Source organism: Nocardioides sp. Z21_20, from assembly GCF_059766585.1.
The window spans coordinates 1-22,734 of sequence record NZ_JCBAJX010000005.1 but is presented as its reverse complement, the minus strand read 5'-3'; the positions used below and the strand labels follow the sequence as shown (position 1 = coordinate 22,734).

At 70.1% G+C, this 22,734-nt stretch carries 24 protein-coding genes; 12 read left to right on the top strand and 12 right to left on the bottom strand.

Annotated features, from left to right (window positions below; genetic code table 11):
- The first annotated feature begins 258 nt into the window (after positions 1 to 258).
- The 3 genes from lnt to AC6EH9_RS10090 are packed head-to-tail and all read left to right on the top strand — an operon-like array spanning position 259 to position 3,049.
- Positions 259 to 1,788, top strand: a complete 1,530-nt coding sequence (lnt, locus tag AC6EH9_RS10100) for an apolipoprotein N-acyltransferase (protein WP_498422745.1) — start codon at positions 259 to 261, stop codon at positions 1,786 to 1,788.
- Between the two features lie 29 nt (positions 1,789 to 1,817).
- Positions 1,818 to 2,558, top strand: coding sequence for a polyprenol monophosphomannose synthase (locus AC6EH9_RS10095; protein ID WP_498423126.1), 741 nt, complete (start codon positions 1,818 to 1,820; stop codon positions 2,556 to 2,558).
- Positions 2,555 to 3,049, top strand: a complete 495-nt coding sequence (locus AC6EH9_RS10090; protein ID WP_498422743.1) for an FxsA family protein — start codon at positions 2,555 to 2,557, stop codon at positions 3,047 to 3,049. The genes AC6EH9_RS10095 and AC6EH9_RS10090 overlap by 4 nt, the downstream gene beginning before the upstream one ends.
- Positions 3,050 to 3,077: 28 nt before the next feature.
- Here the strand turns inward: AC6EH9_RS10090 and AC6EH9_RS10085 are convergent, their stop codons facing one another.
- From AC6EH9_RS10085 to AC6EH9_RS10070, 4 genes are all read right to left on the bottom strand, one after another.
- Positions 3,078 to 3,464, bottom strand: a complete 387-nt coding sequence (locus AC6EH9_RS10085; protein ID WP_498422742.1) for an RNA polymerase-binding protein RbpA — start codon at positions 3,462 to 3,464, stop codon at positions 3,078 to 3,080.
- A gap of 148 nt (positions 3,465 to 3,612) precedes the next feature.
- Complete coding sequence (locus AC6EH9_RS10080) at positions 3,613 to 4,977, bottom strand: MFS transporter (RefSeq protein ID WP_498422740.1); 1,365 nt, start codon at positions 4,975 to 4,977, stop codon at positions 3,613 to 3,615.
- Complete coding sequence (locus tag AC6EH9_RS10075; protein ID WP_498422738.1) at positions 4,974 to 5,819, bottom strand: glycerophosphodiester phosphodiesterase family protein; 846 nt, start codon at positions 5,817 to 5,819, stop codon at positions 4,974 to 4,976. Before AC6EH9_RS10075 ends, AC6EH9_RS10080 begins: the two co-directional genes overlap by 4 nt.
- A 26-nt stretch (positions 5,820 to 5,845) precedes the next feature.
- Positions 5,846 to 7,372 carry a helix-turn-helix domain-containing protein gene (locus AC6EH9_RS10070; RefSeq protein ID WP_498422736.1) on the bottom strand — a complete coding sequence of 509 codons (1,527 nt, stop codon included), beginning with the start codon at positions 7,370 to 7,372 and terminating at the stop codon, positions 5,846 to 5,848.
- Between the two features lie 92 nt (positions 7,373 to 7,464).
- Here AC6EH9_RS10070 and AC6EH9_RS10065 point away from each other — a divergent pair, with 92 nt between their 5' ends.
- Both AC6EH9_RS10065 and AC6EH9_RS10060 read left to right on the top strand, forming a co-directional pair.
- Positions 7,465 to 8,481, top strand: a complete 1,017-nt coding sequence (locus AC6EH9_RS10065; protein WP_498422734.1) for a zinc-dependent alcohol dehydrogenase family protein — start codon at positions 7,465 to 7,467, stop codon at positions 8,479 to 8,481.
- Positions 8,482 to 8,491: 10 nt separating this feature from the next.
- Entirely contained in the window at positions 8,492 to 10,246 is a 1,755-nt protein-coding gene (locus tag AC6EH9_RS10060) for an alkaline phosphatase D family protein (RefSeq protein WP_498422733.1), read from the top strand.
- A 142-nt stretch (positions 10,247 to 10,388) separates the two neighbouring features.
- Here AC6EH9_RS10060 and AC6EH9_RS10055 read toward each other — a convergent pair whose 3' ends face one another.
- Positions 10,389 to 11,648, bottom strand: a complete 1,260-nt coding sequence (locus AC6EH9_RS10055; protein WP_498422732.1) for a DUF8462 domain-containing protein — start codon at positions 11,646 to 11,648, stop codon at positions 10,389 to 10,391.
- 465 nt (positions 11,649 to 12,113) lie between these two features.
- On the opposite strand from AC6EH9_RS10055, the gene AC6EH9_RS10050 reads away from it, so the two are divergent.
- The 3 genes from AC6EH9_RS10050 to AC6EH9_RS10040 all read left to right on the top strand — a co-directional run bounded on the left by AC6EH9_RS10050 (position 12,114) and on the right by AC6EH9_RS10040 (position 14,788).
- On the top strand, positions 12,114 to 12,509 hold the full coding sequence (locus AC6EH9_RS10050) for a VOC family protein (RefSeq protein WP_498422731.1): 396 nt from the start codon (positions 12,114 to 12,116) through the stop codon (positions 12,507 to 12,509).
- Positions 12,510 to 12,702: 193 nt separating this feature from the next.
- Complete coding sequence (locus tag AC6EH9_RS10045) at positions 12,703 to 14,223, top strand: MFS transporter (protein ID WP_498422729.1); 1,521 nt, start codon at positions 12,703 to 12,705, stop codon at positions 14,221 to 14,223.
- On the top strand, positions 14,216 to 14,788 hold the full coding sequence (locus AC6EH9_RS10040) for a TetR/AcrR family transcriptional regulator (protein ID WP_498422727.1): 573 nt from the start codon (positions 14,216 to 14,218) through the stop codon (positions 14,786 to 14,788). The genes AC6EH9_RS10045 and AC6EH9_RS10040 overlap by 8 nt, the downstream gene beginning before the upstream one ends.
- 18 nt (positions 14,789 to 14,806) lie before the next feature.
- Here the strand turns inward: AC6EH9_RS10040 and AC6EH9_RS10035 are convergent, their stop codons facing one another.
- A complete protein-coding gene (locus AC6EH9_RS10035) occupies positions 14,807 to 15,625 on the bottom strand; it encodes a YwqG family protein (protein WP_498422726.1) in 819 nt (272 codons plus the stop codon).
- A gap of 157 nt (positions 15,626 to 15,782) precedes the next feature.
- On the opposite strand from AC6EH9_RS10035, the gene AC6EH9_RS10030 reads away from it, so the two are divergent.
- From AC6EH9_RS10030 to AC6EH9_RS10020, 3 genes are all read left to right on the top strand, one after another.
- Positions 15,783 to 16,445 (top strand): enoyl-CoA hydratase-related protein, encoded by a 663-nt coding sequence (locus AC6EH9_RS10030; protein WP_498422725.1) that lies wholly within the window; start codon positions 15,783 to 15,785, stop codon positions 16,443 to 16,445.
- Between the two features lie 3 nt (positions 16,446 to 16,448).
- Positions 16,449 to 17,075: a TetR/AcrR family transcriptional regulator gene (locus AC6EH9_RS10025; RefSeq protein ID WP_498422723.1), complete on the top strand. Its 627-nt coding sequence runs from the start codon at positions 16,449 to 16,451 to the stop codon at positions 17,073 to 17,075.
- 103 nt (positions 17,076 to 17,178) lie between these two features.
- Complete coding sequence (locus tag AC6EH9_RS10020; protein WP_498422722.1) at positions 17,179 to 18,351, top strand: M14 family zinc carboxypeptidase; 1,173 nt, start codon at positions 17,179 to 17,181, stop codon at positions 18,349 to 18,351.
- A gap of 98 nt (positions 18,352 to 18,449) precedes the next feature.
- Here the strand turns inward: AC6EH9_RS10020 and AC6EH9_RS10015 are convergent, their stop codons facing one another.
- The 5 genes from AC6EH9_RS10015 to AC6EH9_RS09995 form a co-directional block, all read right to left on the bottom strand.
- Positions 18,450 to 18,806 (bottom strand): hypothetical protein, encoded by a 357-nt coding sequence (locus AC6EH9_RS10015; RefSeq protein ID WP_498422720.1) that lies wholly within the window; start codon positions 18,804 to 18,806, stop codon positions 18,450 to 18,452.
- A gap of 53 nt (positions 18,807 to 18,859) precedes the next feature.
- A complete protein-coding gene (gene bsh, locus AC6EH9_RS10010; RefSeq protein WP_498422719.1) occupies positions 18,860 to 19,804 on the bottom strand; it encodes a choloylglycine hydrolase in 945 nt (314 codons plus the stop codon).
- Between the two features lie 393 nt (positions 19,805 to 20,197).
- Positions 20,198 to 20,479, bottom strand: coding sequence for a hypothetical protein (locus AC6EH9_RS10005; RefSeq protein ID WP_498422717.1), 282 nt, complete (start codon positions 20,477 to 20,479; stop codon positions 20,198 to 20,200).
- Positions 20,480 to 20,668: 189 nt separating this feature from the next.
- Complete coding sequence (locus tag AC6EH9_RS10000; RefSeq protein WP_498422715.1) at positions 20,669 to 20,899, bottom strand: hypothetical protein; 231 nt, start codon at positions 20,897 to 20,899, stop codon at positions 20,669 to 20,671.
- Between the two features lie 291 nt (positions 20,900 to 21,190).
- Positions 21,191 to 21,508, bottom strand: coding sequence for a hypothetical protein (locus tag AC6EH9_RS09995; RefSeq protein ID WP_498422713.1), 318 nt, complete (start codon positions 21,506 to 21,508; stop codon positions 21,191 to 21,193).
- 106 nt (positions 21,509 to 21,614) lie between these two features.
- Between AC6EH9_RS09995 and AC6EH9_RS09990 the strand changes: the two genes are divergently transcribed.
- Positions 21,615 to 21,941 (top strand): hypothetical protein, encoded by a 327-nt coding sequence (locus AC6EH9_RS09990; protein ID WP_498422711.1) that lies wholly within the window; start codon positions 21,615 to 21,617, stop codon positions 21,939 to 21,941.
- A gap of 158 nt (positions 21,942 to 22,099) precedes the next feature.
- On the opposite strand, the gene AC6EH9_RS09985 is transcribed toward AC6EH9_RS09990, so the two are convergent.
- On the bottom strand, positions 22,100 to 22,585 hold the full coding sequence (locus AC6EH9_RS09985) for a hypothetical protein (protein ID WP_498422710.1): 486 nt from the start codon (positions 22,583 to 22,585) through the stop codon (positions 22,100 to 22,102).
- Positions 22,586 to 22,734 lie beyond the last annotated feature (149 nt).

Sequence of the window (22,734 nt, the reverse complement as noted above, 5' to 3'; positions counted from 1 at the left end):
AGGTGCCGAGGTCCTCCCACGCAGCTCGCGGTGGGGACACCGGCGTCCGAGTGGCCGTGTCGAAGGGTCGGGTACCACGAACCCTGGCGACATTGTTCACGGAGGTCGGTGCTCCCTCGTGAGGGCGGACACGGAAGGGGCCCGCGCGCCGTAGACAACTTCCCGCCGCCGACAGCCAGTCGGTTCCGGGTTGGTCCGAAGCGTGCGGGCGCCCTTCCGTTACCTGCTCGCCCGAGTCCCCCGAGGTACCGTGGGGGAGTGCTGCTGCGGACCCTCCTCGCCCTGGGCGCCGGCGCTCTCCTCTCGCTCGCCTTCGAGCCGGTCGGCCTGACCCTGCTCGTCCCGGTCGCCCTCGCCGGCCTCGCGCTCTGCCTGCGCGGGCTCCGGGCCCGCCGGGCCTGGCTCCCGGGCCTGGCGTTCGGCGCCGGCTTCTTCTACCCGCTGCTGTTCTGGATGCGGGTGGTGGGGGTGGACGCCTGGCTGGGGGTCGCCGCGGTCGAGGCGCTGTACCTGGGTCTCCTGGGGGCGATCGCCGCGGCGCTGATGCGGCTGCCCGCCTGGCCGCTGTGGTTCGCGGCCGCGTGGACCTCGGTGGAGGCGCTGCGGGGCTCGTGGCCGTTCGGCGGCTTCCCGTGGGGGCGCCTGGCCTTCGCCACCGTCGACACTCCTTTCGCCGGCGCGCTGCCGTGGGTCGGCGCCGTCGGCGTCGGCTTCCTGCTCGCCCTGCTCGGGGCCACGCTCGCCTGGGCGGTGCTGGAGGTGCGGCGGCGGCCCCTGCCGGCGCTGGCCACGCTCACGGCCGTCGCCCTGGTCGCCACCCTGCCCGCCCTCGCGCCGTACGACGTGGAGCCGGTGGACACGGTGGACGTCGCCGCGGTCCAGGGCGACGTGCCCGGGCGCGGCGACGACATCCTGCTCGACCATCGCCAGGTCACCGCCAACCACGTCGAGGCCACCGTGGCACTGGCCGAGGAGACGGGCACCCCCCGCCCGGACTTCGTGGTCTGGCCGGAGAACTCCACCGCCGTGGACCCCTTCGGCGACGGCGGGGTCAACGCCGGGATCCGAGAGGCCTCCGAGGCGATCGGCGTGCCGATCCTGGTGGGCGCCATCGTGGACGGGCCGCAGGAGGGTCAGGTGCTCAACCAGGGCGTCGTCTGGGACCCCGAGACCGGGGGCGGCGACCGGTACACCAAGCGGCACCCGGTGCCGTTCGGGGAGTACATCCCCTTCCGCAACAGCCTGCTCACCCAGGGCGTGAGCCGGCTCGACCTGGTGGCACGCGACATGCTGGCCGGCACCGGGACCACGCCGCTGCGCATCGGCGACGCGTTGGTCGCCGACGCCATCTGCTTCGACGTCGCCTACGACGACGGCATCCACGCCCAGATCCGCGAGGGCGGTCAGCTGTTGGTGGTGCAGACCAGCAACGCGATGTTCATCCACACCAGCCAGATCGAGCAGCAGTACGAGATCAGCCGGCTCCGGGCGCTGGAGACCGGGCGCTACACGGTCGTCGCCGCGGTCAACGGCGTCTCCGGCATCATCGCCCCCGACGGCGAGGTCCTCGAGCAGGCCGACGAGCGCACCCGCACCGTGCTGCGGGCCGAGGTCGGGCTCGTCGACGAGCTCACGCCGGCGGTCCGGATCAGCCCCTGGCTCTCCCGCGCCGCGGTCGCGCTGACGGGGCTCGGCCTGGTGCTGGTGTGGCTGGCGTATCGTCGTAAGTCTCGGGTGTCCGCCAGGGACCCGGGTGACCCAGACGGCACTGCGCAGGAGACAGCGTGAGCAACGAGGAGACGCGCGGTCGCGTCGTGATGGTGGTCCCGACCTACAACGAGGCTGCCAATCTCGAGTCGATCGTGCGCCGGCTGCGCACGGCGTCCCCGACCACGGACGTGCTGGTCGTCGACGACGCCTCGCCGGACGGCACCGGCGACATCGCCGATCGGCTCGCCGCGCAGGACCCGCAGGTGCACGTGCTGCACCGCACCGCCAAGACCGGCCTGGGTGCGGCGTACCTGGAGGGCTTCGGCTGGGCTCTGGACGCGGGCTACGACGTGGTGGGGGAGATGGACGCCGACGGGTCGCACCAGCCCGAGGAGCTGCACCGCCTGCTGTCCGCCCTCAGCGAGGCGGACCTGGTGATCGGCTCGCGCTGGGTGCCGGGAGGATCGGTGGTCAACTGGCCGCGGCGCCGCGAGCTGCTCTCGCGCGGCGGCAACCTCTACGTCCGGCTGCTGCTCGGGATCGGGGTGCACGACGCCACCGCCGGCTATCGGGTCTTCCGCCGCGCCGCGCTGGAGAAGATCGACCTCGCCTCGGTGCAGTCCACCGGCTACGTCTTCCAGACCGACCTCGTCTGGCGCACTCTCGACGCCGGCCTGCGGGTCGCGGAGGTGCCGATCCGGTTCGTGGAGCGCGTCCACGGCGACTCCAAGATGACCGCCCCGGTGGCGGCCGAGTCGCTGCGCCGGATCACTGCCTGGGGTCTGCGCGAGCGAGGACGCCAGCTGCACCAGGCGGTCTCCACGATCCGGGCCAAGGTCGCGCGATGAGCTGGGCGAGCCCCGAGTACGACGCGCCCCGGCGTCGTCGCCGCGGGTGGGTGTGGCTGCTGCTGGCCGCCTTCGTCGTCGTACCCCTGGTGGAGGTCTACGTCCTGATCCAGGTGGGCCAGGTGACCGGCGGATGGTGGACCATCGGGCTGCTCATCCTGGCCGGCGTCGTCGGCAGCTGGCTGATGAAGCACGAGGGCGCCCGGGCCTGGGCGGCGCTGCGTGACGCGCTGGCCAGCGGACGGATGCCGGCACGCGAGCTCGCGGACGGTGCGCTGATCCTGATCGGCGGAACGCTGATGCTCACCCCCGGCTTCGTCAGTGACCTGGTCGCGATGTTCCTCATCCTGCCGGTGACCCGCCCGCTCGCCCGCCGGGCGCTGACCCGCGTGGTCAGCCGCAAGCTGGTCGGGGGAGGCCCCGGACAAGGCAATCGCCCCGGACCCCGGTCCGATGGACCGGTGATCCGGGGCGAGGTGCTCGACGACTGAGTCGAGCGGCTGCCGTGGGCAGGCTCCCTCAGGCGCTCGCCTTGCGCTTCTTCGCGTTGGCCCGGTGCAGGTGCGCCGGACCGATCTCGCCGCCGCGCAGCAGCTCGAGGCGCTCCTTGAGGATGTCCTCGAGCTCCTTCTCGGAGCGACGCTCCAGCAGCATGTCCCAGTGGGTGCGAGCCGGCTTCTCAGCCTTCACCTCGGGCACGATGCCGGAGGTGCTCAGCGCCTCCGCGCCGCACCGCGGGCACTCCCAGTTCGCGGGGATGTCGGCCTCGACCGACATCGTGATCTCGAACTCGTGACCCTGCTTGCACTGGTACCCGACCTGCTGACGCGCCGCGAACTCGATGCCGCGCTCGTCCTCGAAGCTCTGGCCACCGAGCCGAGCCCCACGCAGTGTGCGCTCCGCCATTGAGCCACCTCCAGATGACTGAAAAAACCATGTCCGACATTCGACGACACCCCAGGAGCAGGGCGCACGAGCACCCCTTGCCGTCGTGTCTGTTCAACGGTAGAGGTACCCCGGAGATTCCCGAAATCACGTGATGTGGCCTGCGCAACTACAACTGGGGGTGGGTGACCAGCGCAGAATCCTCCCGGATACGTCCCTTGACGGGGATGAGCAGGGCCAGTCCGAGCGCCAACACCACCATGATCCCGAGGATGCCCCAGTGCTGGGCGTCGTCGATGTGGTCGCCGCCGGTGACGACCATCCCCAGCCACATGGCGCCTGAGAACAGGGCGGGCGCCAGCGGGCTGACCGCGCGGCCGGTGGTGGCGTAGAGACCGAACACCTGCCCCTCCTTGCCCTCGGGGATCAGCCGGGCGAGGAACGTGCGCGACGCGGACTGGGCCGGGCCGACGAAGACGCACAGCGTCAGGCCGAAGATCCAGAACACCATCGACCCGCGGTCGTGGAGCAGGAACACCATCAGGCCCGCGACGATCATCGAGGAGAGCGAGAGCACGATCACCCGCTTGGGACCGAACCTGTCGTCCAGGGCCCCGAAGGCGATGGTGGCGATCCCGGCCACCACGTTGGCGGCGATCCCGAAGACGATGACGCCGGAGTCGCTGAAGCCGAACACCTTGGCGGCGATCACGGCACCGAAGGTGAACACCCCGGCGAGGCCGTCGCGGAACACCGCGGAGGCGCCCAGGAAGTACACGGTGTTGCGGTCGGTGCGCCACAGGTCGGCGACGGTGGCGAACAGCAGGCGGTAGGAGCCGATGAACCCGACCCGCTCACCCCTGTCGGCGCGCCGGGTCTTGTCGTCGCGCACGGTGAGCAGCACCGGCAGCGAGAACAGCAGCGTCCAGCCGGCACAGACCAGCATCGTCACCCGGACGTCGAGGCCCTCGGCGCCGGTGATGCCGAAGACCCCCACCTCGGGGCTGATCAGCCCGAAGTACACGATCAGCAGCAGCACGATGCCGCCGATGTAGCCCAGTCCCCAGCCGAGCCCGGAGACCCGGCCCACGTTGGCCGGGGCCGAGATCTCGTTGAGCATCGCGTTGTAGTTGACCGAGGCGAACTCGAAGAAGATGTTGCCCGCGGCCACCAGCACCAGCCCGAGCCACAGGTAGTCCGGGCTGGGCTTCACCAGGAAGAGCGCCATCGAGGCCAGGATGACCAGCCCGGTGTTCAGCCCCAGCCAGAAGGTACGCCGCCCCGAGCGGTCGGCGCGCTGCCCGGAGATCGGGGCGAAGAGCGCGATCAGCAGGCCGGCCGCCGCGAGAGCCCAGCCGAGCTTCGCGGACGCCCCCGGCCCGAAGTCGTCGGAGGTGATGTAGACCGAGAACACGAACGTGGTGATCACGGCGTTGAAGGCGGCCGACCCCCAATCCCACAGGCCCCACGCGTAGACGGGCCAGCCGAAGCCGCGGCGCGTGGGCGCGGGCCTCTCGTCGGACAGCTGGGTCATGCCTCTCCCCTCCATAGGCCGCGCGCTCGCAGCACGCGCCTGAGTATGTCCGTGCGATCGGTCATCAACCCGTCGACACCACGCTCGATCAGCTGGACCATCTCGCCGGGGTCGTCGACCGTCCAGACGTGGACGTGCTTGCCGGCGGCATGAGCGCGGCGGACGAGGCCCGGCGTGGTCACCGTGAGCCCGCTGTGGCGATGGGGGATCTGCAGCGCCGCCACCCGCCCGCGGGTCAACCGGTCCGCCAGCCGGCCCGAGGGCAGGAACCGGAACGCCAGGACCTCGAGGGCGTGCGCCGAGGTGGGGACCCGGCCCCGGACGATCCTGCGGAAGGCATTGAGCCGCCGGCCGGAGAAGGAGCCGACCAGCACCCGGTCCCAGGCGTCGTGCTCGGCGATGAAGCGGGCCAGGGCCGGCACGGAGCCGGCGGACTTGAGGTCGATGTTGAAGCGCGCCTCGGGGAACCGCTCGAACAGCTGGGCCAGCGTCGGCACCCGTTCGACGCCCCCGATCAACGCCTGCTGCACCTCGGCGTGGGTCAGCTTGGCGATCTCACCCTGGCGGTCGGTGACCCGGTCGAGCACCTGGTCGTGGAAGGCGAGCAGCACGCCGTCCGCGGTCACGTGGACGTCGGTCTCCAGGTGGGTGAAGCCGAGGTCCACCGCGTGCGCGAAGGCGGCCAGCGTGTTCTCCAGCCCTTCGATCTCCGGGTGGTAGGCACCACCCCGGTGAGCGAACGCCAACACCCCGCCCGGGGGGTCGAGGACCGTGTCGAGGAAGGCGTAGCCGGTCCGAGGCGTCGACGGCCGGTGCGCCGTGGGGCGCTGGGGGCTGCTCACCGGGGCAGTATGCCCCGGTCCACTTCTCAGATGTCGCGGAAGGGCTCGATGTTGGCGCCGAGCAGGTTCAGCCGCTCGGCCAGGTCCTCGTAGCCGCGGTGGATGACGTAGGTCGAGCGCAGCACCGACGTGCCCTTGGAGGCCAGCATCGCGAGCAGGATCACGACCGCGGGGCGCAGCGCCGGGGGACAGACGATCTCGGTGCCCGAGAAGTGGGTGGGGCCCTCGATCATCACCCGGTGCGGGTCGAGCAGCTTGACCTGGCCGCCGAGCTTGTTGAGCTCGACCAGGTAGATCGCCCGGTTCTCGTAGACCCAGTCGTGCAGCAGCGTCTGGCCCTCGGCGACCGCGGCGATGACCGCGAAGAACGGCAGGTTGTCGATGTTGAGGCCGGGGAACGGCATCGGGTGGATCTTGTCCAGCGGCGCGTGCAGCTGCGAGGGCTTGGTGGTGAGGTCGAGCAACCGGGTGTGGCCGTTGAGCGCGACGTACTCCTCGGAGCAGCTGTAGACGAAGCCCATCTCCTCCAGCAGGGCAAGCTCGATCTCGAGGAACTCGATCGGCACCCGCTTGATGGTGATCTCGGACTTGGTGACGATGGCGGCGGCCAGCAGCGACATCGCCTCGATCGGGTCCTCGCTGGGCGCGTAGTCGACGTCCACGTCGATCTCCGCGCGTCCGGTCACCCGCAGCGTGGTGGTGCCGATGCCCTCGACGTCGACGCCCAGCTTCTGCAGGAAGAAGCACAGGTCCTGGACCATGTAGTTCGACGAGGCATTGCGGATCACCGTGGTGCCCGGGTGCAGCGCGGCGGCCATCAGCGCGTTCTCGGTGACGGTGTCGCCTCGCTCGGTGAGCACGATCGGCCGGGCCGGCTCGATCGCCCGGTTCACGCTGGCGTGGTACATCCCGTCGCTGGCCTTCACATCGAGACCGAACGGCCGCAGCGCCGACATGTGCGGCTCGACGGTGCGGGTGCCGAGGTTGCAGCCGCCGGCGTAGGGGAGCTCGAACTCCTCCACGCGGTGCAGCAGCGGGCCGAAGAACATGATGATCGAGCGGGTACGGCGCGCGGCGGTCTCGTCGATGTTCGCCAGGTCCAGGTGGGCCGGCGGCACGATCTCGAGGTCGTTGTCCGCGTTCAGCCAGCGGGTCTGCACGCCCAGGCTCTCCAGCACCTCGAGCAGGCGGTTGACCTCCTCGATCCGAGCGACCTTGCGCAGCGTGGTGCGGCCGCGGTTGAGCAGCGAGGCGCACAGCAGCGCGACCCCGGCGTTCTTGGAGGTCTTCACCTCGATCGAGCCGGACAGGGTGGTGGGGCCGGTCACCCGCAGGTGGGTCGGCCCGGCGCCGAGGGCGACGATCTCGGAGTCGAGCGCGGCGCCGATGCGCGCGATCATCTCCAGCGAGAGGTTCTGGTGGCCCTTCTCGATCCGGTTGATCGCGCTCTGGCTGGTGGCCAGCAGCTCGGCGAGCTGGGTCTGGGTGAGCCCCCGGTGCTTGCGGGCGTCACGGATCAGGTTGCCGATACGGCCCTTGTAGTCCTGGGTCATGGGACGACGGTATCTCAGATATGAGATACAGCAACTTCGCCGGGTCACCGGATCCGGGGGCGGATCGGGGCACCCGTGGCAGGATCGGGGCCATGCGAGCCACTACCATCCACGCGCCACGTGACATCCGTCTCGAACAGGTCCCCATGCCGACGATCTCGGCACCGACCGACGCCATCGTACGCGTCACCGCAGCCTGCGTGTGCGGGTCGGACCTGTGGTCCTACCGGGGCGAGAACGACATCACCGCCGGCGCCACCATCGGTCACGAGGCCGTGGGCATCGTCGAGGAGGTCGGCGCGGAGGTCCGCAGCTTCAAGCCCGGGGACTTCGTGATCATCCCGTTCTGCCACTGCGACAACACCTGCGCGCACTGCCGCGCCGGCGTCCAGTCCGCGTGCGAGAACCTCGCGATGACCGCGAGCGGGCAGGCGGAGTACACCCTGGTCCACCAGGCGGACGGCAGCCTGGTCACCACCGACGGCACCCCCGATCCGGCGATGCTGCCCTCGCTGCTGGCGCTGACCGACGTGATGGCCACCGGCTGGCACGCCGCGGTGGCGGCCCGGGTGAAGCCGGGGGACACCGTGGTGGTGGTCGGAGACGGCGCCGTCGGCCTGTGCGGCGTCCTGGCCGCCGCGCAGATGGGCGCGGAGCAGGTGGTCGCGATGTCGCGCCACGAGCCGCGCCAGGCGCTCGCCACCCAGTTCGGGGCCACCCACATCGTCGCCGAGCGCGGCCGCGAGGGCGGGGAGCGGATCAAGGAGATCACCGCCGGCGTCGGGGCCGACGCGGTGCTCGAGTGCGTGGGCACCGACCAGGCGATCAAGACGGCCTTCGGCGTGGCCCGCCCCGGGGCGACCGTGGGGTTCGTCGGCGTCCCGCACGGCGTGGAGCTCCCGGTGCGCCGGATGTTCCAGAAGAACGTCGGCCTGGCCGGTGGGATGGCGCCGGTGCGTCGCTACCTGCCCGAGCTGCTGCAGCTCGTGCAGACCGGGGCGATCGAGCCCGGGCTCGTCTTCGACCTGACCCTGCCGCTGGACGACGTCGCCGAGGCCTACCGCGCCATGGACGAGCGGCGCGCGATCAAGGTCATGCTCCAACCGTGAGGACGTCACGATGACGGGCCTCGTCCTCGGCCCCCTGATGCGCTACGTCGACGAGACCTGCGCGAGCGTCTGGGTGGAGACCGAGAGCGCCGCCACGGTGACGGTGCGTGCCGGGGAGCATCGCGCGCAGGCGGCGACCTTCGCCGCCCACGGCCACCACTACGCCCTGGTCGACCTCACCGGGCTCACCCCCGGAACGGTGACCCCCTACGCCGTGGAGCTCGACGGCACCCAGGTGTGGCCGCCGGCCGACTCGCCCTATCCCGCGCCGGTGATCGCGACGCTGGAGCCCGGCAAGGCGCTGCGTCTCGCGTTCGGGTCGTGTCGCACCAGCGTCAGCCACGACCGCGCGGGCAACCGGACGCACGGTGTCGACGCGCTGCGCGCCTACGCGCTGCGGATGGCGGGGATCACCGAGTCCGGCTCCGACTGCGACGACGGCCGCTGGCCGGACCTGGTGCTCTTCCTCGGTGACCAGGTCTACGCCGACGAGACCACCGCCGAGATGCGCGAGTTCATCAGCTCGCGACGCGACATCGACGAGGAGCCGGGCGCAGAGCTCCAGGACTACGAGGAGTACGCCCACCTCTACCGGCTCGCCTGGAGCGACCCGGCCAACCGCTGGCTGCTCTCGACGCTGCCCAGCGCGATGATCTTCGACGACCACGACATCCGCGACGACTGGAACACCAGCCACACCTGGCGACAGCAGATGGAGGCCACCTCGTGGTGGCACGGCCGGATCGTGGCCGGGCTCGGCTCCTACTGGGTCTACCAGCACCTGGGCAACCTGTCGCCGGCGCTGCGCGCCCAGGATCCGCTGTGGCAGCGGGTCACGTCGTACGACGGGCCCGGCGAGGTGGATCTGAGCGATGACCTGGACGCGTTCGCGGACCGCGCCGATCAGGCCCCGGAGAGCTACCGCTGGAGCTTCGCGCGCGACTTCGGCGAGCAGGCCCGGCTGGTGGTCGTCGACTCCCGGGCGGCACGGGTGCTCGAGCCCGAGCGGCGCTCGATGCTCGCCCCGGCGGAGCAGGAGTGGCTCGACGCGCAGATGCAGGGCGGCTTCGAGCACCTGCTGGTCGGCACCTCGCTGCCGTTCCTACTGGCTCCGGGTCTCCATCACGTGGAGGCCTTCAGCGAGGCGCTGGCGCAGGGCGCCTGGGGCCGGCGGGCCGGCCGGGTGGGGGAGCGGCTGCGCCAGGGGGTCGACCTCGAGCACTGGGCCGCCTTCCGGGAGGGCTGGTCGGCGGTCGCGCGGATGACCCTCGAGGTCGCCGCCGGACGCCGAGGCCCTGCCCCCCGCACCGTCACCTTCCTCTCCGGCGACGTGCACCACAGCTTCGTCTCCGAGGCGGTGCCCGATCCGCGGGTGCCGGCCGGCCGGGTGGAGATCCAGAGCCGGATCATCCAGGCGGTGTGCTCGCCGATCCGCAACCCGCTGCCGCGGTTCATGCGGTGGATCACCGCGGTCCTGTCCTACGGCGTGGCCGGACCGGTCGGGCACGTCGTCTCGCGGCTGGCCAAGGTCCCGCGCCCGATGCTGCGCTGGCGGTTGACCCGCGGGCCCTGGTTCGACAACAACCTGGCCACCCTCGAGGTGACCCCGACCGGCCTGCGGATGTGGTGGTCGCGCGGCGACGTGCGGCACGGACGCCACGACCGGCCCGTGCTGCGCCGGGTGGCGACGATCGAGGTCGAGTCCCCCCTGCCGGACCCCGAGCGCGAGGGGCGCGCTTGGAGCACGCCGCGGCAGAGCACTTAGGGGGCGTGGCTCCGCCGCGGCGCGAACCTGCATTGTGTCGTGTCCGCAGGGGCGACTCGCCGGCTGTGGCCAGGGCGCGGCAGGACTGTGGCAATAATGTGTAAAAGCACAGCAAATTGGGGTATCGGGGTGCCCGAGCGGGTCACCGCGAGCCGGGAGGCGGGCCGCCCGGCCCCAGCTCGGGGAAGACGGCGCGAGCCAGCGCCGTACTGTCCAGCGCGGGCGAGCTGGAGGTCTCGGCCGCCACGTAGACGCCGAACCCCGGGAGGGTGAAGCGGACCAGCCCGTGCCCGGCCGGCTCGATGATCCCCTTCTCGATGAGGCGGTCGCGCGGCGTGCTCAGGGCGCGGGACTCCTTGCCCAGTGCGGCCGCGATCTGGGCGCGCGGCACGGCCTCGGTGCCCGAGGCCGCCATCGCGACCATGAAGTCCTGCTCGGCCGGGGACGCGGCCTTCCAGCGCGCCCGGTAGAGGGCGCGCAGCTGTTCGGCGGCCCCGGGGTAGCCCCGGCGCACGTCGTCGACGCTGATCGTGTCGCCCGCATCGGGGCGCACCGCGTCCCAGGTCGCCGAGCCCACCAGCTGCAGGAAATAGGGGTAGCCGGCGGTGTCGGCCACGACCTGGCGCACCGCCTCGTCGCTCCACGACACGTCCAGCCCGGCGGCGGGCTCCACGATCGCCGCGGCGGAGTCCGTGGCGTCGAGGCGGTGCAGCGGGACGAAGGCGGTGCGCTCCCCGAAGGTCGCGGCGCGGGTCAGCACCTCGGGGGTCGAGGGGAGCCCGGCCGCGAACACGGCCAGCGGGTTGGCCTGGCGCTCCCCGTCGATGTTCTGCAGCGCGTTGAGCAGCACCGCGAGGTCGGCTTGGTTCGCCGCGTGGATCTCGTCGACGAAGACCAGCAGGCCCGCCCCGCCGTGCTGACGCACGAGCGTCGAGGTGTCGTGCAGGAGGTCCTCGAGCGCGCCGATCGGCGCCGACGGGGCCGGGGGCTGCGCCGGTCGCTCGGGGGAGAGCTCCGCGCTCACCTTCGCCCCCGGCAGGCCGACCTCCAGCTGGATCTTGTCCAGCCTGGTGCGCCAGCGCCTGGTCGCGGCGCCCGACAGCGCGTCGCTGCGCGAGATGCTGCGCTCGGTGGCGCGCACCAGCTCGCCGAGCACCGACCCGCGGTGCGCTGCGGCGACCCAGACACTGACGAAGCCGGCCGCGTCCGCGTCGCGCTGCGCCGCTCGCAGCAGCGAGGTCTTGCCGAGCCCGCGCGGGGCGTGGAAGGCGAGCAGGGAGCCGCCGAGCTCCCCGAACGTGGCCACCCGGCCGAGCCGGTCGCGGATCATCGCCCGCTCGTGCTCGCGTCCGGCCAGGACCCGAGGCACCTGCCCCGGGGTGTAGGGGTTGGGCAGCGCCATGCTCGCTCCGATGCTCGCTTCCGATTCTTTGTTATACCTGCCTCAGGTATATCAGTCGATCGGTCCCCGGTCAGTGCCGTGCGTGCGGAGGCTCGTCAGGCACGGACTCGGTGCCGTCGCCGCCGCTGATGATGCACACCGAGACGAGCACCCCCAGACCGACCCCGCCAGCAGGACGCCGGTCAGGTAGCCGAGGGCCACCACGAAGGCGCCGAGCGCGAGCGTGACCCAGGGCCCGCACAGCCATGCTCTGGCCGAGCCCGTAGCCGGTCTTCAACGCGGCCATCGAACGCCGCGACGGGCGTCCCTGGCCTCGCCCCGAGAGCTGAGCGCACGCCCCGAGGGAGCCGAGGCTGGTGGCTCCGGAGCACGACCCAGCTGCTGGGCGGCCCGGGGCCTGGCGGCCTTGTGGCAAGCCCCCGGTGGCGCTATGCGTGGAGAAGGAGGGGGAGCTACCGTCGTGCGATGGCACGCGGCGAGATCTTCGCGATCCTGAACTGCCGGGACCTGGTGGCGACGAGGGCCTTCTACCAGCGGGTCTTCGAGGCCGAGCAGAGTTACGCCTACAGCGCCGAGGGGCGCGAGGTCTACGTCACTCTCGATGTAGGGGCGGGCAAGCTCGCACTCGGGCTGGGCACCGGGCCGGCCATGTACGGCGAGACGCCGCTGCCGGCCTCCGGTCACGCCGTGGACCTGTGCCTGTACGTGCCCGACCTCGACGCCGCCGTCTTGGCCGCGCCCGGCGCCGGCGGCCGCGTCGTCGTACCTCCCCAGGACATGCCCTGGGGAGAGCGCATCGCCTACCTCCAGGACCCGGAGGGCACCATGCTGCTCACCATCCAGGACCCACCCCCCACCTGACCCCCGCCGCCGAAAAGGCCCCTGAACGCCCGCCGTTTGGTCCCCAACGGCGAGGTTTCCCGGAGTTTCGCCGCCGTCTGTGACCAATCGGCGACCTCCCTTCTCCCGGTGCCGGCAGTACGTCGGGCAGAGGTCGGGGCGGGCGTGCACGGGGGAGGCTCAACCGTCCAGATGGACTGTTAAATTTCGGGCCATGACCGTGGTGGAGGAACGTCCCGCACTCGCCGGCCCACGGGAGTGGGCCGCGCTGGCTGTCCTGGTCCTGGTGGTGATGCTGCTCGCCGTCGACGGGACCGTGCTCTACCTGGCGGTTCCCTCGATGACCGCGGACATCGCGCCGACGTCGGCCCAGCTGCTGTGGATCGGCGACGTCTATGGGCTGGTGCTCGCGGGCCTGCTGATCACGATGGGCAACGTGGCCGACCGGATCGGGCGCAAGCGCCTGTTGCTGATGGGCAGCGCCGGCTTCGGGGTCGCCTCGGTGCTGGCGGCGTTCGCCCCCGACGCCGGGACGCTGATCGCGGCCCGCGCCCTGCTCGGCGTCGCCGGCGCCACGCTGATGCCCTCGACGCTGTCCATCGTCCGGGCGATGTTCGCCGACCCCGCCCAACGCACCCGCGCGATCGCACTGTGGGCCGTCGGCGCCACCGCCGGGGGAGCGCTCGGGCCGTTGGTGGGCGGCGTGCTCCTGGAGCACTACTGGTGGGGCTCGGTCTTCCTGATCAACCTGCCGATCATGGTGCTGGCACTGCTCGGCGGGTGGTGGCTGCTGCCGGAGTCCCGCGGAGCGGCCGACCAGCCGGTCGACCTGACGTCGTCGGCGCTCTCGATCGTCGCCATCGTGCCGCTGGTGTACGCCGTGAAGCACTGGATCGGATCGGGATTCGACGCGATCGTGGTGCTCTGCGGCCTGCTCGGCGTGCTGGCGGCCTGGGTCTTCCTGCGCCGGCAGGCTCGGTTGAGGGTGCCACTGCTCGACATCTCGCTGTTCCGGATCCCGGCCTTCGCCGGGGCGGTCGGCGCGAACACCCTGTCCATCTTCGCCTTCCTCGGCCTGCTGTTCTTCTTCTCCCAGTACCTGCAGCTGGTGCGCGACTTCGGCCCCTTGCAGGCGGGCGTCGCCGAGCTTCCCGCGACCATCGCCTCGGTCGCGGTGATCGTCCTGATCGGCACCCTCGTCGCTCGCCTGGGCGCCGGGCGCTCGATCGGGGCGGGTCTCGGCGTGGCGGCGCTCGGCCTGGCCGGGATCGGGCTGACCACGTCCTGGACGTCGTACTGGGGCCTGGGCGCCTCCTTGGCCGTCATCGGCCTGGGCATCGGCATCGCGATGACCCTGTCCACCGACGCCGTCGTGAGCGCCGTCCCCACCCAGCGCGCCGGTGCCGCCGCCGCCATCTCCGAGACCGGCTACGAGTTGGGCGGCGCTCTCGGCATCGCCCTGCTCGGCTCGCTGCAGATGGCCATCTACCGCTCGCGCCTGGAGCTCCCCGCCGATCTCGGCGCGGGGGATACCGCCACGGTCAAGGACTCTCTGGCTTCGACGCTCGCCTCAGTCGAGGACCCGGGGGTGATCGCGACGGCGCAGGAGTCGTTCGCCTCCGCGATGCAGGCGACGTCGTTCGTGGCGGCGGCCGTGCTGTGCCTGGCTGCGGTGATCGCGTGGCGCACGATCCCCTCGCCGCTGCCCGCCACGGCGGTGCGCCACGATGGGTGAGCGACAGCTGGTGCGCGATAGCGAGCGCACGCGGCGCGCCATCCTCGAGGCGGCCGAGCAGGCGATCCTCCAGCGCGGCGCCAAGGTCAGCCTGGCCGACATCGCGGCACTGGCCGGGGTCACCAAGAGTGGGCTGATGCATCACTTCCGGACGCGCGAGGAGCTGACCACAGGGCTCGTCGGGCACACCATCACGCGGATGTGGGAGGAGGTCCGCGCGAACGTCGATCTGAGCGAGGAGCAGCCCGGGACGTTCACCCGTGGCTATGTGCGCGCCCTCACCGGTGGCAGCGAGTACCTCACCCGGGTGCTCAACCCGACCGGGTTGCTCGCCGCCCTGGGCTCGCTGGGCGCCGAGGGCGCAGATCAGCTGGAGCGCGCCGACGCCCAGGCCTGGAACGACGCCTTCGCCTCGGACGGGTTGCCGGCGGGACGGGCCCAGCTCGTCCGCTACGCCGCGGAGGGGCTCGTCGCCTCGGCCCACACTCCCTATCTCACCGCCGAGCAGCTCGACGAGATGCGCGCGCAGCTCCTGGGGCTCACCGAACCAGAACGAGTCCAGTAGCTGCGCGCCACAGGCGGATCAGCCGCACTGCCAGGTGAAGGCGATGTCCGAGCCTCGCGGGACGGTGGCGCCATCGGTGCGCGCCAACCAGTAGAGACACCCGGCGTCGCCCCAGCAGGTGCCGGCGTCGTCGTCACTGCCGACCTGCAGGAGCGGGCGCCAGCGCAGCGCCTCGGCGATGTGGGCGCGGTCGTAGGTCGCCTTGCGCAGCCGAGTCTCGGCTGCCTCGAGCTCGACGGGCCCCTGCACCGGATGGGCCCAGCCGCCGATGCTGTGTCCGTAGACGTCGTCGCCCAGCTCGTCCTCGAGCAGCTCCGCCAGCGCCTCCTCGAACGGGTCGGGGAGCGCGTCGAGGCCGTGTTGTTCCAGCACGGGATGCTCCCACTCCGGCCAGGTGAGCACCTGGACGCCGGTCAGCGTCACCAGCGGGTCCCTCGTCGGCGCGGTGCCGAGGACATGCAGCAGCCGTGACCCGGGCAGCGACTCGGGGTCGCTGCTGTCGACCACGGCGCCTATCCCGTCCGGGTCGTCGAAGTAGAAGGCCAGGTAACGGCCCTCGGACGGCAGCGTGAGACCCGCGTCGAGGCCGGTGGAGGCCACGACCGCCAGGTCGACGTCGGCAACGAGGGCGAGCGGGCCGTACCCGGACCACTCCGGCCACGCCGCGTCGCCGGGCAGGTCGGGGGTACCGCCGAGTCGGGCGACGATCGTGTCACCGCCCCGGGCGGGCATCAGCTGTACGGCGGGGCGGAGCAGTCCCAGCCAGCGCTGAGCCGTGGCGTCGGGGAGATGAGCGTGAGCGAGTCGACTGAGGTGGTCGTACGTGCGTCGGGTCACAGCGCCGCAGTGTGGCAGAAACCGCGGACAGGAGAGTGGGGCAGCGCGTCGCCGACAAGCGACGGCCAGAGGAGCGCAGTTATAGAGCAGATGTTCTGATACCTTTCCCGACACATTCCATCTCGCCTCCGCGAGCCACCGAGAAAGGGGAGTGGGCATGCCCTCCCTCACCAACGACGGCGTCATCTGGCTGCTCGACCTGGGCGCCGACGAGAACCGCTTCTCCCCGGCGCTGCTGGAGACGGTGATGGCGCAGCTCGACGAGCTCGCCACGTCCAGCGAGCCGGCGGTGCTGGTCACCACGGGCACCGGCAAGTTCTTCTCCAACGGCCTGGACCTGGACTGGCTGGGCGCCCACCCCGACGAGCTGGTCTCGTACGTCGCCCAGGTCCACGGCCTGTTCGCCAAGGTGCTCACCCTGCCCATCCCGACCGTCGCGGCCGTGAACGGGCACGCCTTCGGGGCCGGGGCGATGCTGGCGATGGCCCACGACTTCCGGGTGATGCGCAGCGACCGCGGCTACTTCTGCTTCCCCGAGGTGGACATCCACATCCCGTTCACCCCGGGGATGGCCGAGTTCATCCAGTCCAAGCTCACCCCCCAGGCGGCCGTCGAATCGATGACCACCGGGCGCCGGTACGCCGGACCGGAGGCCCTGGCGGCGGGGATCGTGGACGCCACCGCCTCCGAGGCCGAGCTCACCGAGACCGCCAGCGCACTCATCCGCGACCTCGCCGGCAAGGACCGCGCGACGCTGGGGAAGATCAAGGCCACGATGTACGCCAGCGCCGTCGACGCGCTGCGCCGTACCGAGGACTGAGCGTTGGGCCGCCCGCGCGAGCACGACCTGGACGACCTGCTCGACCACGCGCGCGCACTCTGGGTCGAGAAGGGCACCGCCGGCCTGACGATCCGTGCGCTGAGCGCGCGTTCCGGAGTCTCCAGCGGCGCCATCTACCACGCCTTCGGCTCCCGGGAGAACCTGCTGGCACGGGCCTGGGCGCGCGAGGCGCGGGCCTTCCTCGGCTTCCAGTCGACCTCCGTCGCCGAGGCACTGGCACAGGGCGGCGCACCGCGGGGCGTCCTCGCGGCGTCCCTCGCGCTCGCCGACTATGCCGACGCCCATGATGAGGCGGCACGGCTGTTGATGGCCGTCCACGTCGGCACCGTCCTCGACTACGACCTGACGCCGGCGGTCCGAGCCGACCTCGACGGCCTGCGTGCCGAGCTCAGCGCGTTGATCGTCGGCCTCGCGGTGGCGCTGTGGCAGCGCGAGGACACGGTCGCCACCGCGCTGATCACGATGTGCGTCGTCGACCTGCCCGGCAGGCTCCTGCTCGCCAAGGGGCGCCTGGCGAGCCCGCTGGCCCGCCACGCGCTCGCCGCCGCGGTCACCGGCATCACCAGCGCCGAGCCGCCCCCAGCGCCGGGGGAGAGCCCGCGAGGCTGACGCGCCCGAGAACCGAAAGTAAAGGCGCTGCGGTGCTTGCCTACTGGCGGGTCATGGCCGAAGGTGAGCACCCCTTTCAATTCTCGGAACGAAGGACCCCTCTGTGAACACACGTCGCCTCTCCGCGTTCGCCCTCTCCGGGGCGCTCGCACTCTCCGTCGCCGGACTGACCACCGGAGCACCGGTGCAGGCCAAGCCGGTCAACTCCCACTGCGGCACCGAGGCCGGCGGCAACTCCGCCGGCTTCGTCAACCATCGCCAGCTCACCCAGTCGCTCGAGAAGATCGAGCGCACCAGCAAGGGCAACGTCCAGGTCGACGTGATCGGCCGCAGCAACGAGGGCCGGGAGATCTACTCGGCCCGCGTCGGCACCGGTGACACGGTGATGCTGGTGCAGTCGCAGATCCACGGCAACGAGAACCACGGCACCGAGGCACTGCTCAACATGCTGCAGCAGTTCGGCGGCAACAGCCCCGCGGCGCAGGAGATGCGCGAGGGCATCACGATCGTCGCCGTACCGCGGCTGAACGTCGACGGCGGCGAGCACCAGCACCGGCAGAACGACCAGAGCTGGGCGCAGACCGTGCAGCGCTTCCCGCAGCTTGCCGGCTCTACCCCGACCTGGAACTACAACCCCAACGTGCCGGGCTTCGACACCAACCGCGACTTCAATCCCGACCTGGACTACGTGCCGCAGCCTGCGGACGTCCCGGGCGACAGCGGGTCGGTCGGCTGGTACCTGACGCCCGAGGCCCAGACGGTGCGTGAGGTCTACCGCGACCTGGAGCAGGAGTTCGGCACGGTCGACTACTTCGTCGACCTGCACAACCAGGGACCCTGCTACCTGGTCGAGGGCACCAACCGGCTGTCCACGCTCTCCATCTCCGGCCGCTTCATCGACGACCCGGCGCAGCACGGCACGTGGCCGGAGTTCGACTACGACGCCTCGCGCCGCGCCAACGTCGCCATCTACGACGCGCTGAAGGACCGCAGCGGCGCCGGTTCGGGCTTCGGCGACGTCACGCTGTACCCGCAGGACACCAACCTTCCCGGCACCGCACTGGGCTCGTTCGCCCTGCGCGGCAGCGCCACCGTGTTGTTCGAGACCAGCTCGCAGACCCAGTCCACCGGACTCAAGGGCAACGGGATGCTCACCAAGCAGGTCGAGATCGGCCTGCAGGGTCTGATCGACGCGATCGTCGACGGGACGGTGGACACCCTCGACCCGAACGCCTACGAGGCCATCCCCAACCGGATGCCGGTGCCGACGAACTGACCCCTCGAATCGCATAGCCGCCGCCTCGCCCCGGTCCTCAACGAGGTCCGGGGCGAGGTGCGGGCGGGGGGTGGGGGAGCGGCCCCCCGCTCCTCCGTCTAGCGGAGAAGTGCCTCACGCTGCGGGTCGTAGCAGACCAGACCGTGAGCACGGGCCAGCCCAGCAGCGAACTCGGATGCCTCCTCGGCAGCACTCCACACCAACGAGAAGTAGATCGAGTCGCCGCGGGCGTTGGCGATGAGCGGGCCGTCGGCCCAGGGGGAGTCCTCACCGGCGTCGTCGGTGAGGTCGGGCCAGCGCGCCAGAAGGGCGTCGACGTAGGCACGGATGCCAGGCGTCGGCGCTGCATCGCCACCCGCGTGCTCGGCTCGATCCATGAGCTGGGCGAAGATCACGGTGGCCGACTCGTCGTCCTCGGGCAGGACGCCCTCCCACACGGCAAGGTCATAACTCATGGGGGCACCCTGCCACGGATGGCGAGTACGCCCTGCCTGCTGCACGGGTCCGGTCAGACGACGACGAGCTTGCTTCCGTCAGGCTCGTGATCGGCCATCGCGACACTCTGGATCGAGGGGTCGTCGTAGGTGTTCCAGTAGTACGTCTTGGTCCGCGCAGAGAAGAGCCCGGTGTAGATGGTCTTCTCGAACTCGCCGTCGCCCATGGCTGCGCTGCCGTCCACCATGGCGACCTGCTGGAGCGTGTGGAACGCCCTGCTGACGTTCTCCTCCTCACTCGCCTTGTCCGGGTAGTGCGCGTTCACGTAGGCCGCGCGCACGAACCGGGACGGCGAGTAGTAGTCCCCGGGGATCCCTCGCATGTGTGAGCCCGAGCCGAACGGCCCCAGGTGTGCCCGCCCGAGCACGAGCTCCTCGGGAAAGGCGGGTGACGTGTTGAGGTAGTTGCGCAGGTTCTCGTGGTGCCACGAGAAGCCCGGCTGGTTGGCAAGGACGTCGACGTCGTCGTCGAAGACCTGCAGGCCGTCGCTCGTGGACTCCACCACGATGGCGCGACTCGAGTCGCCGATGATCCAGTGCAGGAGCGAGCTCGGGTACTTCTCATTGATGGGCTTGTCGACGATGACGACGTCACCGAGGGCGGCCTCGACCTCGTCGACGCTGGCGAACTGGGAGGCCACCCAGAGCGGGAACTCGAAGGCGGCGACGTTCGTGGCGCCGTCGACCGGCTCCTGCGCGTAGCGCGCGTAGCCCGGGAAGTTGAGGCCCGCCACGGCCAGGCCCGCGTCGTTGCCGCAGTCGAAGTACAGGGGTGTGTCTTCCTCCACGATCCCCATGCCGATGACGGCGTACTGGATGCGCGGCACGGCGCCGAACGGTGAGTTCGTCTCGTATGCGGTGGGTGTCAGCACCACCCGCTCGCCGTAGCCGTACGTCCAGTCGAGGTTGCGTGCGAGATAGAGATTGCTTCCATCGGAGAACCTGATGCTCGTGCACATGTCGTTGCCCCTGCCTGTGGGCAAAGCTGCGACGGCCTCGCGTGACAGTCGCCGCCGGCCCTCGCTCGTCCGGTGCGCCTTGGCCCGATCGGGCCGTGGTGGTTGTCCTTTGCAGCGTAGCCCGGGGGGAAACACCCGGGAATCCCCAGCAATCCCCAGCGAACTGGGGCGTGCCTCCGCGAGCCGAGCGCAGGCGAGGAAGCTGCGAGATAGGGGAGCCTCGTGCCTTGGCGTAGCAGCGTGAGGAAACGATCAGGCCGATGGCTGGCAGCTTGCGACCTCTAGATCGCCAGAGGATTGGCCGCCAAACCCACAAACAGGCCCGTCCCAGATGAGAACAACAGCGGGGTGGCCCATCGCACGTGGAACTCCGGAATGAGCTTTGTCGCCCACTCATACGCCGCCCCCGAAGCCCCATGAGGCCGCGGCCAGCACGAACATGAGAGCAACAAGGTCGTCCACATTCCCCCACGCGCTCTGTGAGAGACCACGTGCCAGATAGAACGTGACCAGTGAGAGAGCCAGACCAACGCCGATGTATCCCATCGGAGCGAACTCGGGACGGTCGTTGCCGCGTCGCAGAGCCGCGATGAGGCACGCGGCGAAGTGCGCGATGGCGAGGATGACGCCAAGGCCGCTGGAAGCGATGGCTAGGCCCGAGAAGACGTCATCCATCAGCCGCACTGCTCCTCGATGGTGTCGATGTCGGCCGCCACTCGTTGGATAGCCGCCACCTCTAGAGCGTCGACCAACTCCCACTCAGCCGTGACGAGGTCCGGCCACGATCGTGAGACTCCTCCAAGAGCGGGCAGTCAATACCCGTGGTTCTGTCTAGGCCCGTTCTAGCGATAGGACCATAGTCCTCTATAAGTCGAGTTCCGACTTTTTTGCTGAGGTGAATGCATCGCTGGGTGGACGACTTCGCCTGCGCCCTTCAAGGGTGAACCCTACAAAGAGGGCACTGAGCCCACTGACTGCAGACGGCGTCACTCGCTGGGACAAATCGATGAGACCAGTCAGGTCCAATGCGATGGCCACCAGCACGACCAGTCCGACGACTGCGGCGCCATAGAGCAGCGAGCGAATGAGTTCCATGCGGACCAGTCTGTACGCCACAGCAGTTTTGTCACACTCGCTTCGCCCCGCGTCAGGCAAAGGAGTGACTGCTGTGGTCCGCCTGCGGTGGAGAAGCTCGCTTGACGAATGCACTTGCGCTTTCCCGCGCGCCCCAAAAGGCGGCTCTGACCAGTGGACATAGCGCCCGAGGCGACCCGCCGATAATATTGCCGTGGTGCGGAGAGGGTGAGGCGGCTCGATTCGAACCAGGGCCACCCCGGCCTGGACGTCACATCTAGCCGATGAGCAGGCCCCGCTGGGAACAGCAGATCAAGATCTGCCGAGCTCGGCCTCAAGGACCACAACGCGGTGGGCTAGTTCTTGGCGTCGATGCTCGATCTTTTGCCTGTCGATCGCAGTCACTCGCCGAAACTGTAGGTTCAGGACCGCGTCTGCCTGCGTCTCGTTGAAGCCGAATCGCTGCGCGAGGGCTCGTCGCGCACTCTCCGGGTCCGAGGCGCACAGCATCGTGTCGAGCGCCGCGTGGGCGTCATCGATGGCGACTGCGAGGGCCTCGTAGACCTGCAACTCGTAGAGCGTGTTCCGCAACTCGACGTCAGCAGTGAGTTCGGGATCCCGGCCAGTCATAGCCGAAGCGTGACATGACCGTGTGAGATAGGCCGGTGAACAACTCGGGGATCGTCTCCGCGATCTAGATAGATCATTCAGCTGGTCGAGCTTTTGCGTCGGACGGGTGGCGTTGGAGACGAACCTGAGCCGGCTGCACCGGCTCCCGGCGGGTCAACTACTCGTTGACCTGCGGAAGGAACACGGCGCGATCAGCCTCGAGATCATCCAGTTGTGGCAACGAGCAATCGGTGAGCGCAACAGGCTTATCCATCGCTTCTTCATCCAGCACATGGAGGCGGAGCGCTTCAACACCGTCGCTGGTTTTCAAAGTGCTGTGTCGGACGCCGACAACATCCGTGTTCTGCTCTCGCGAGCGGCCGAGACGTGTGCGGATGTGCGGCGGACAACGCTCCGAAACGTGCAGCGACTAGTTGGCGAGTCCGACGAGTGACCGGCCTCTGACTAGCAGAACGGCGGGTAGGACTAACCGCCGATAACTTACATTATGTAAGGTAGTCGACTTACGTAGGCACGTTCGAAGGGTGAATCAGCGACCGGAGAGCTCCTGTGTGCAACAAGGCCAGGGCCTTGCGGAGCGTTCAGGGCGCACTAGTTGACACCCGTCGGCGAAGAGCTAGCGGCGTCAAGCGGCCACGCGTCGCGACGCCATCCCACTGGCAATGTGCGCACGATATAATCGTCTATCCCGTCCTTTTCGCGGCGCATCCTCATGTCGCGATCGGCGTCATCACGGTCTGCGTAAACGGCGATGCCCATCGGATCGGCAGCTTCGTTCACCTCGTCGCAGTCTGGGGTCAGCAGCACCGCATGCACAGTTTCGGTGGGGCCGCCGACCACCCGGTGGGCCTCCCACATCACTCGCGCGCCCGGCTCGCGACTCACGACTTGGGTCTCGATTTGAGCTGCCTCATCCTCTGTCCACACCACGGCGACGAGTGGCTCCGGCTGCTGCAAACCCGGGCGGCGGGCGTAGACGAGCTGGACCTCGCGTGAACCCCGATCAAGCGGCGACGTTGACCGAGCACGTCGTCTTTCCCGTGCTCGCCATGGCCAGCGTGCTGCGTCGTCCTTCATGGAGCGACCCCCTGCTCTGCTCTCACCCGCCACAGTTGAGCGTCTTGGCGGCCTGGGACAGCCTGGCATAGTGGCTCATCCCAGTTGAGGGTGTAGCGGCCTTATCCGGGGTGGTCGGCGCGTCAGTGCCCGGATAGGGGTCGAGGTCT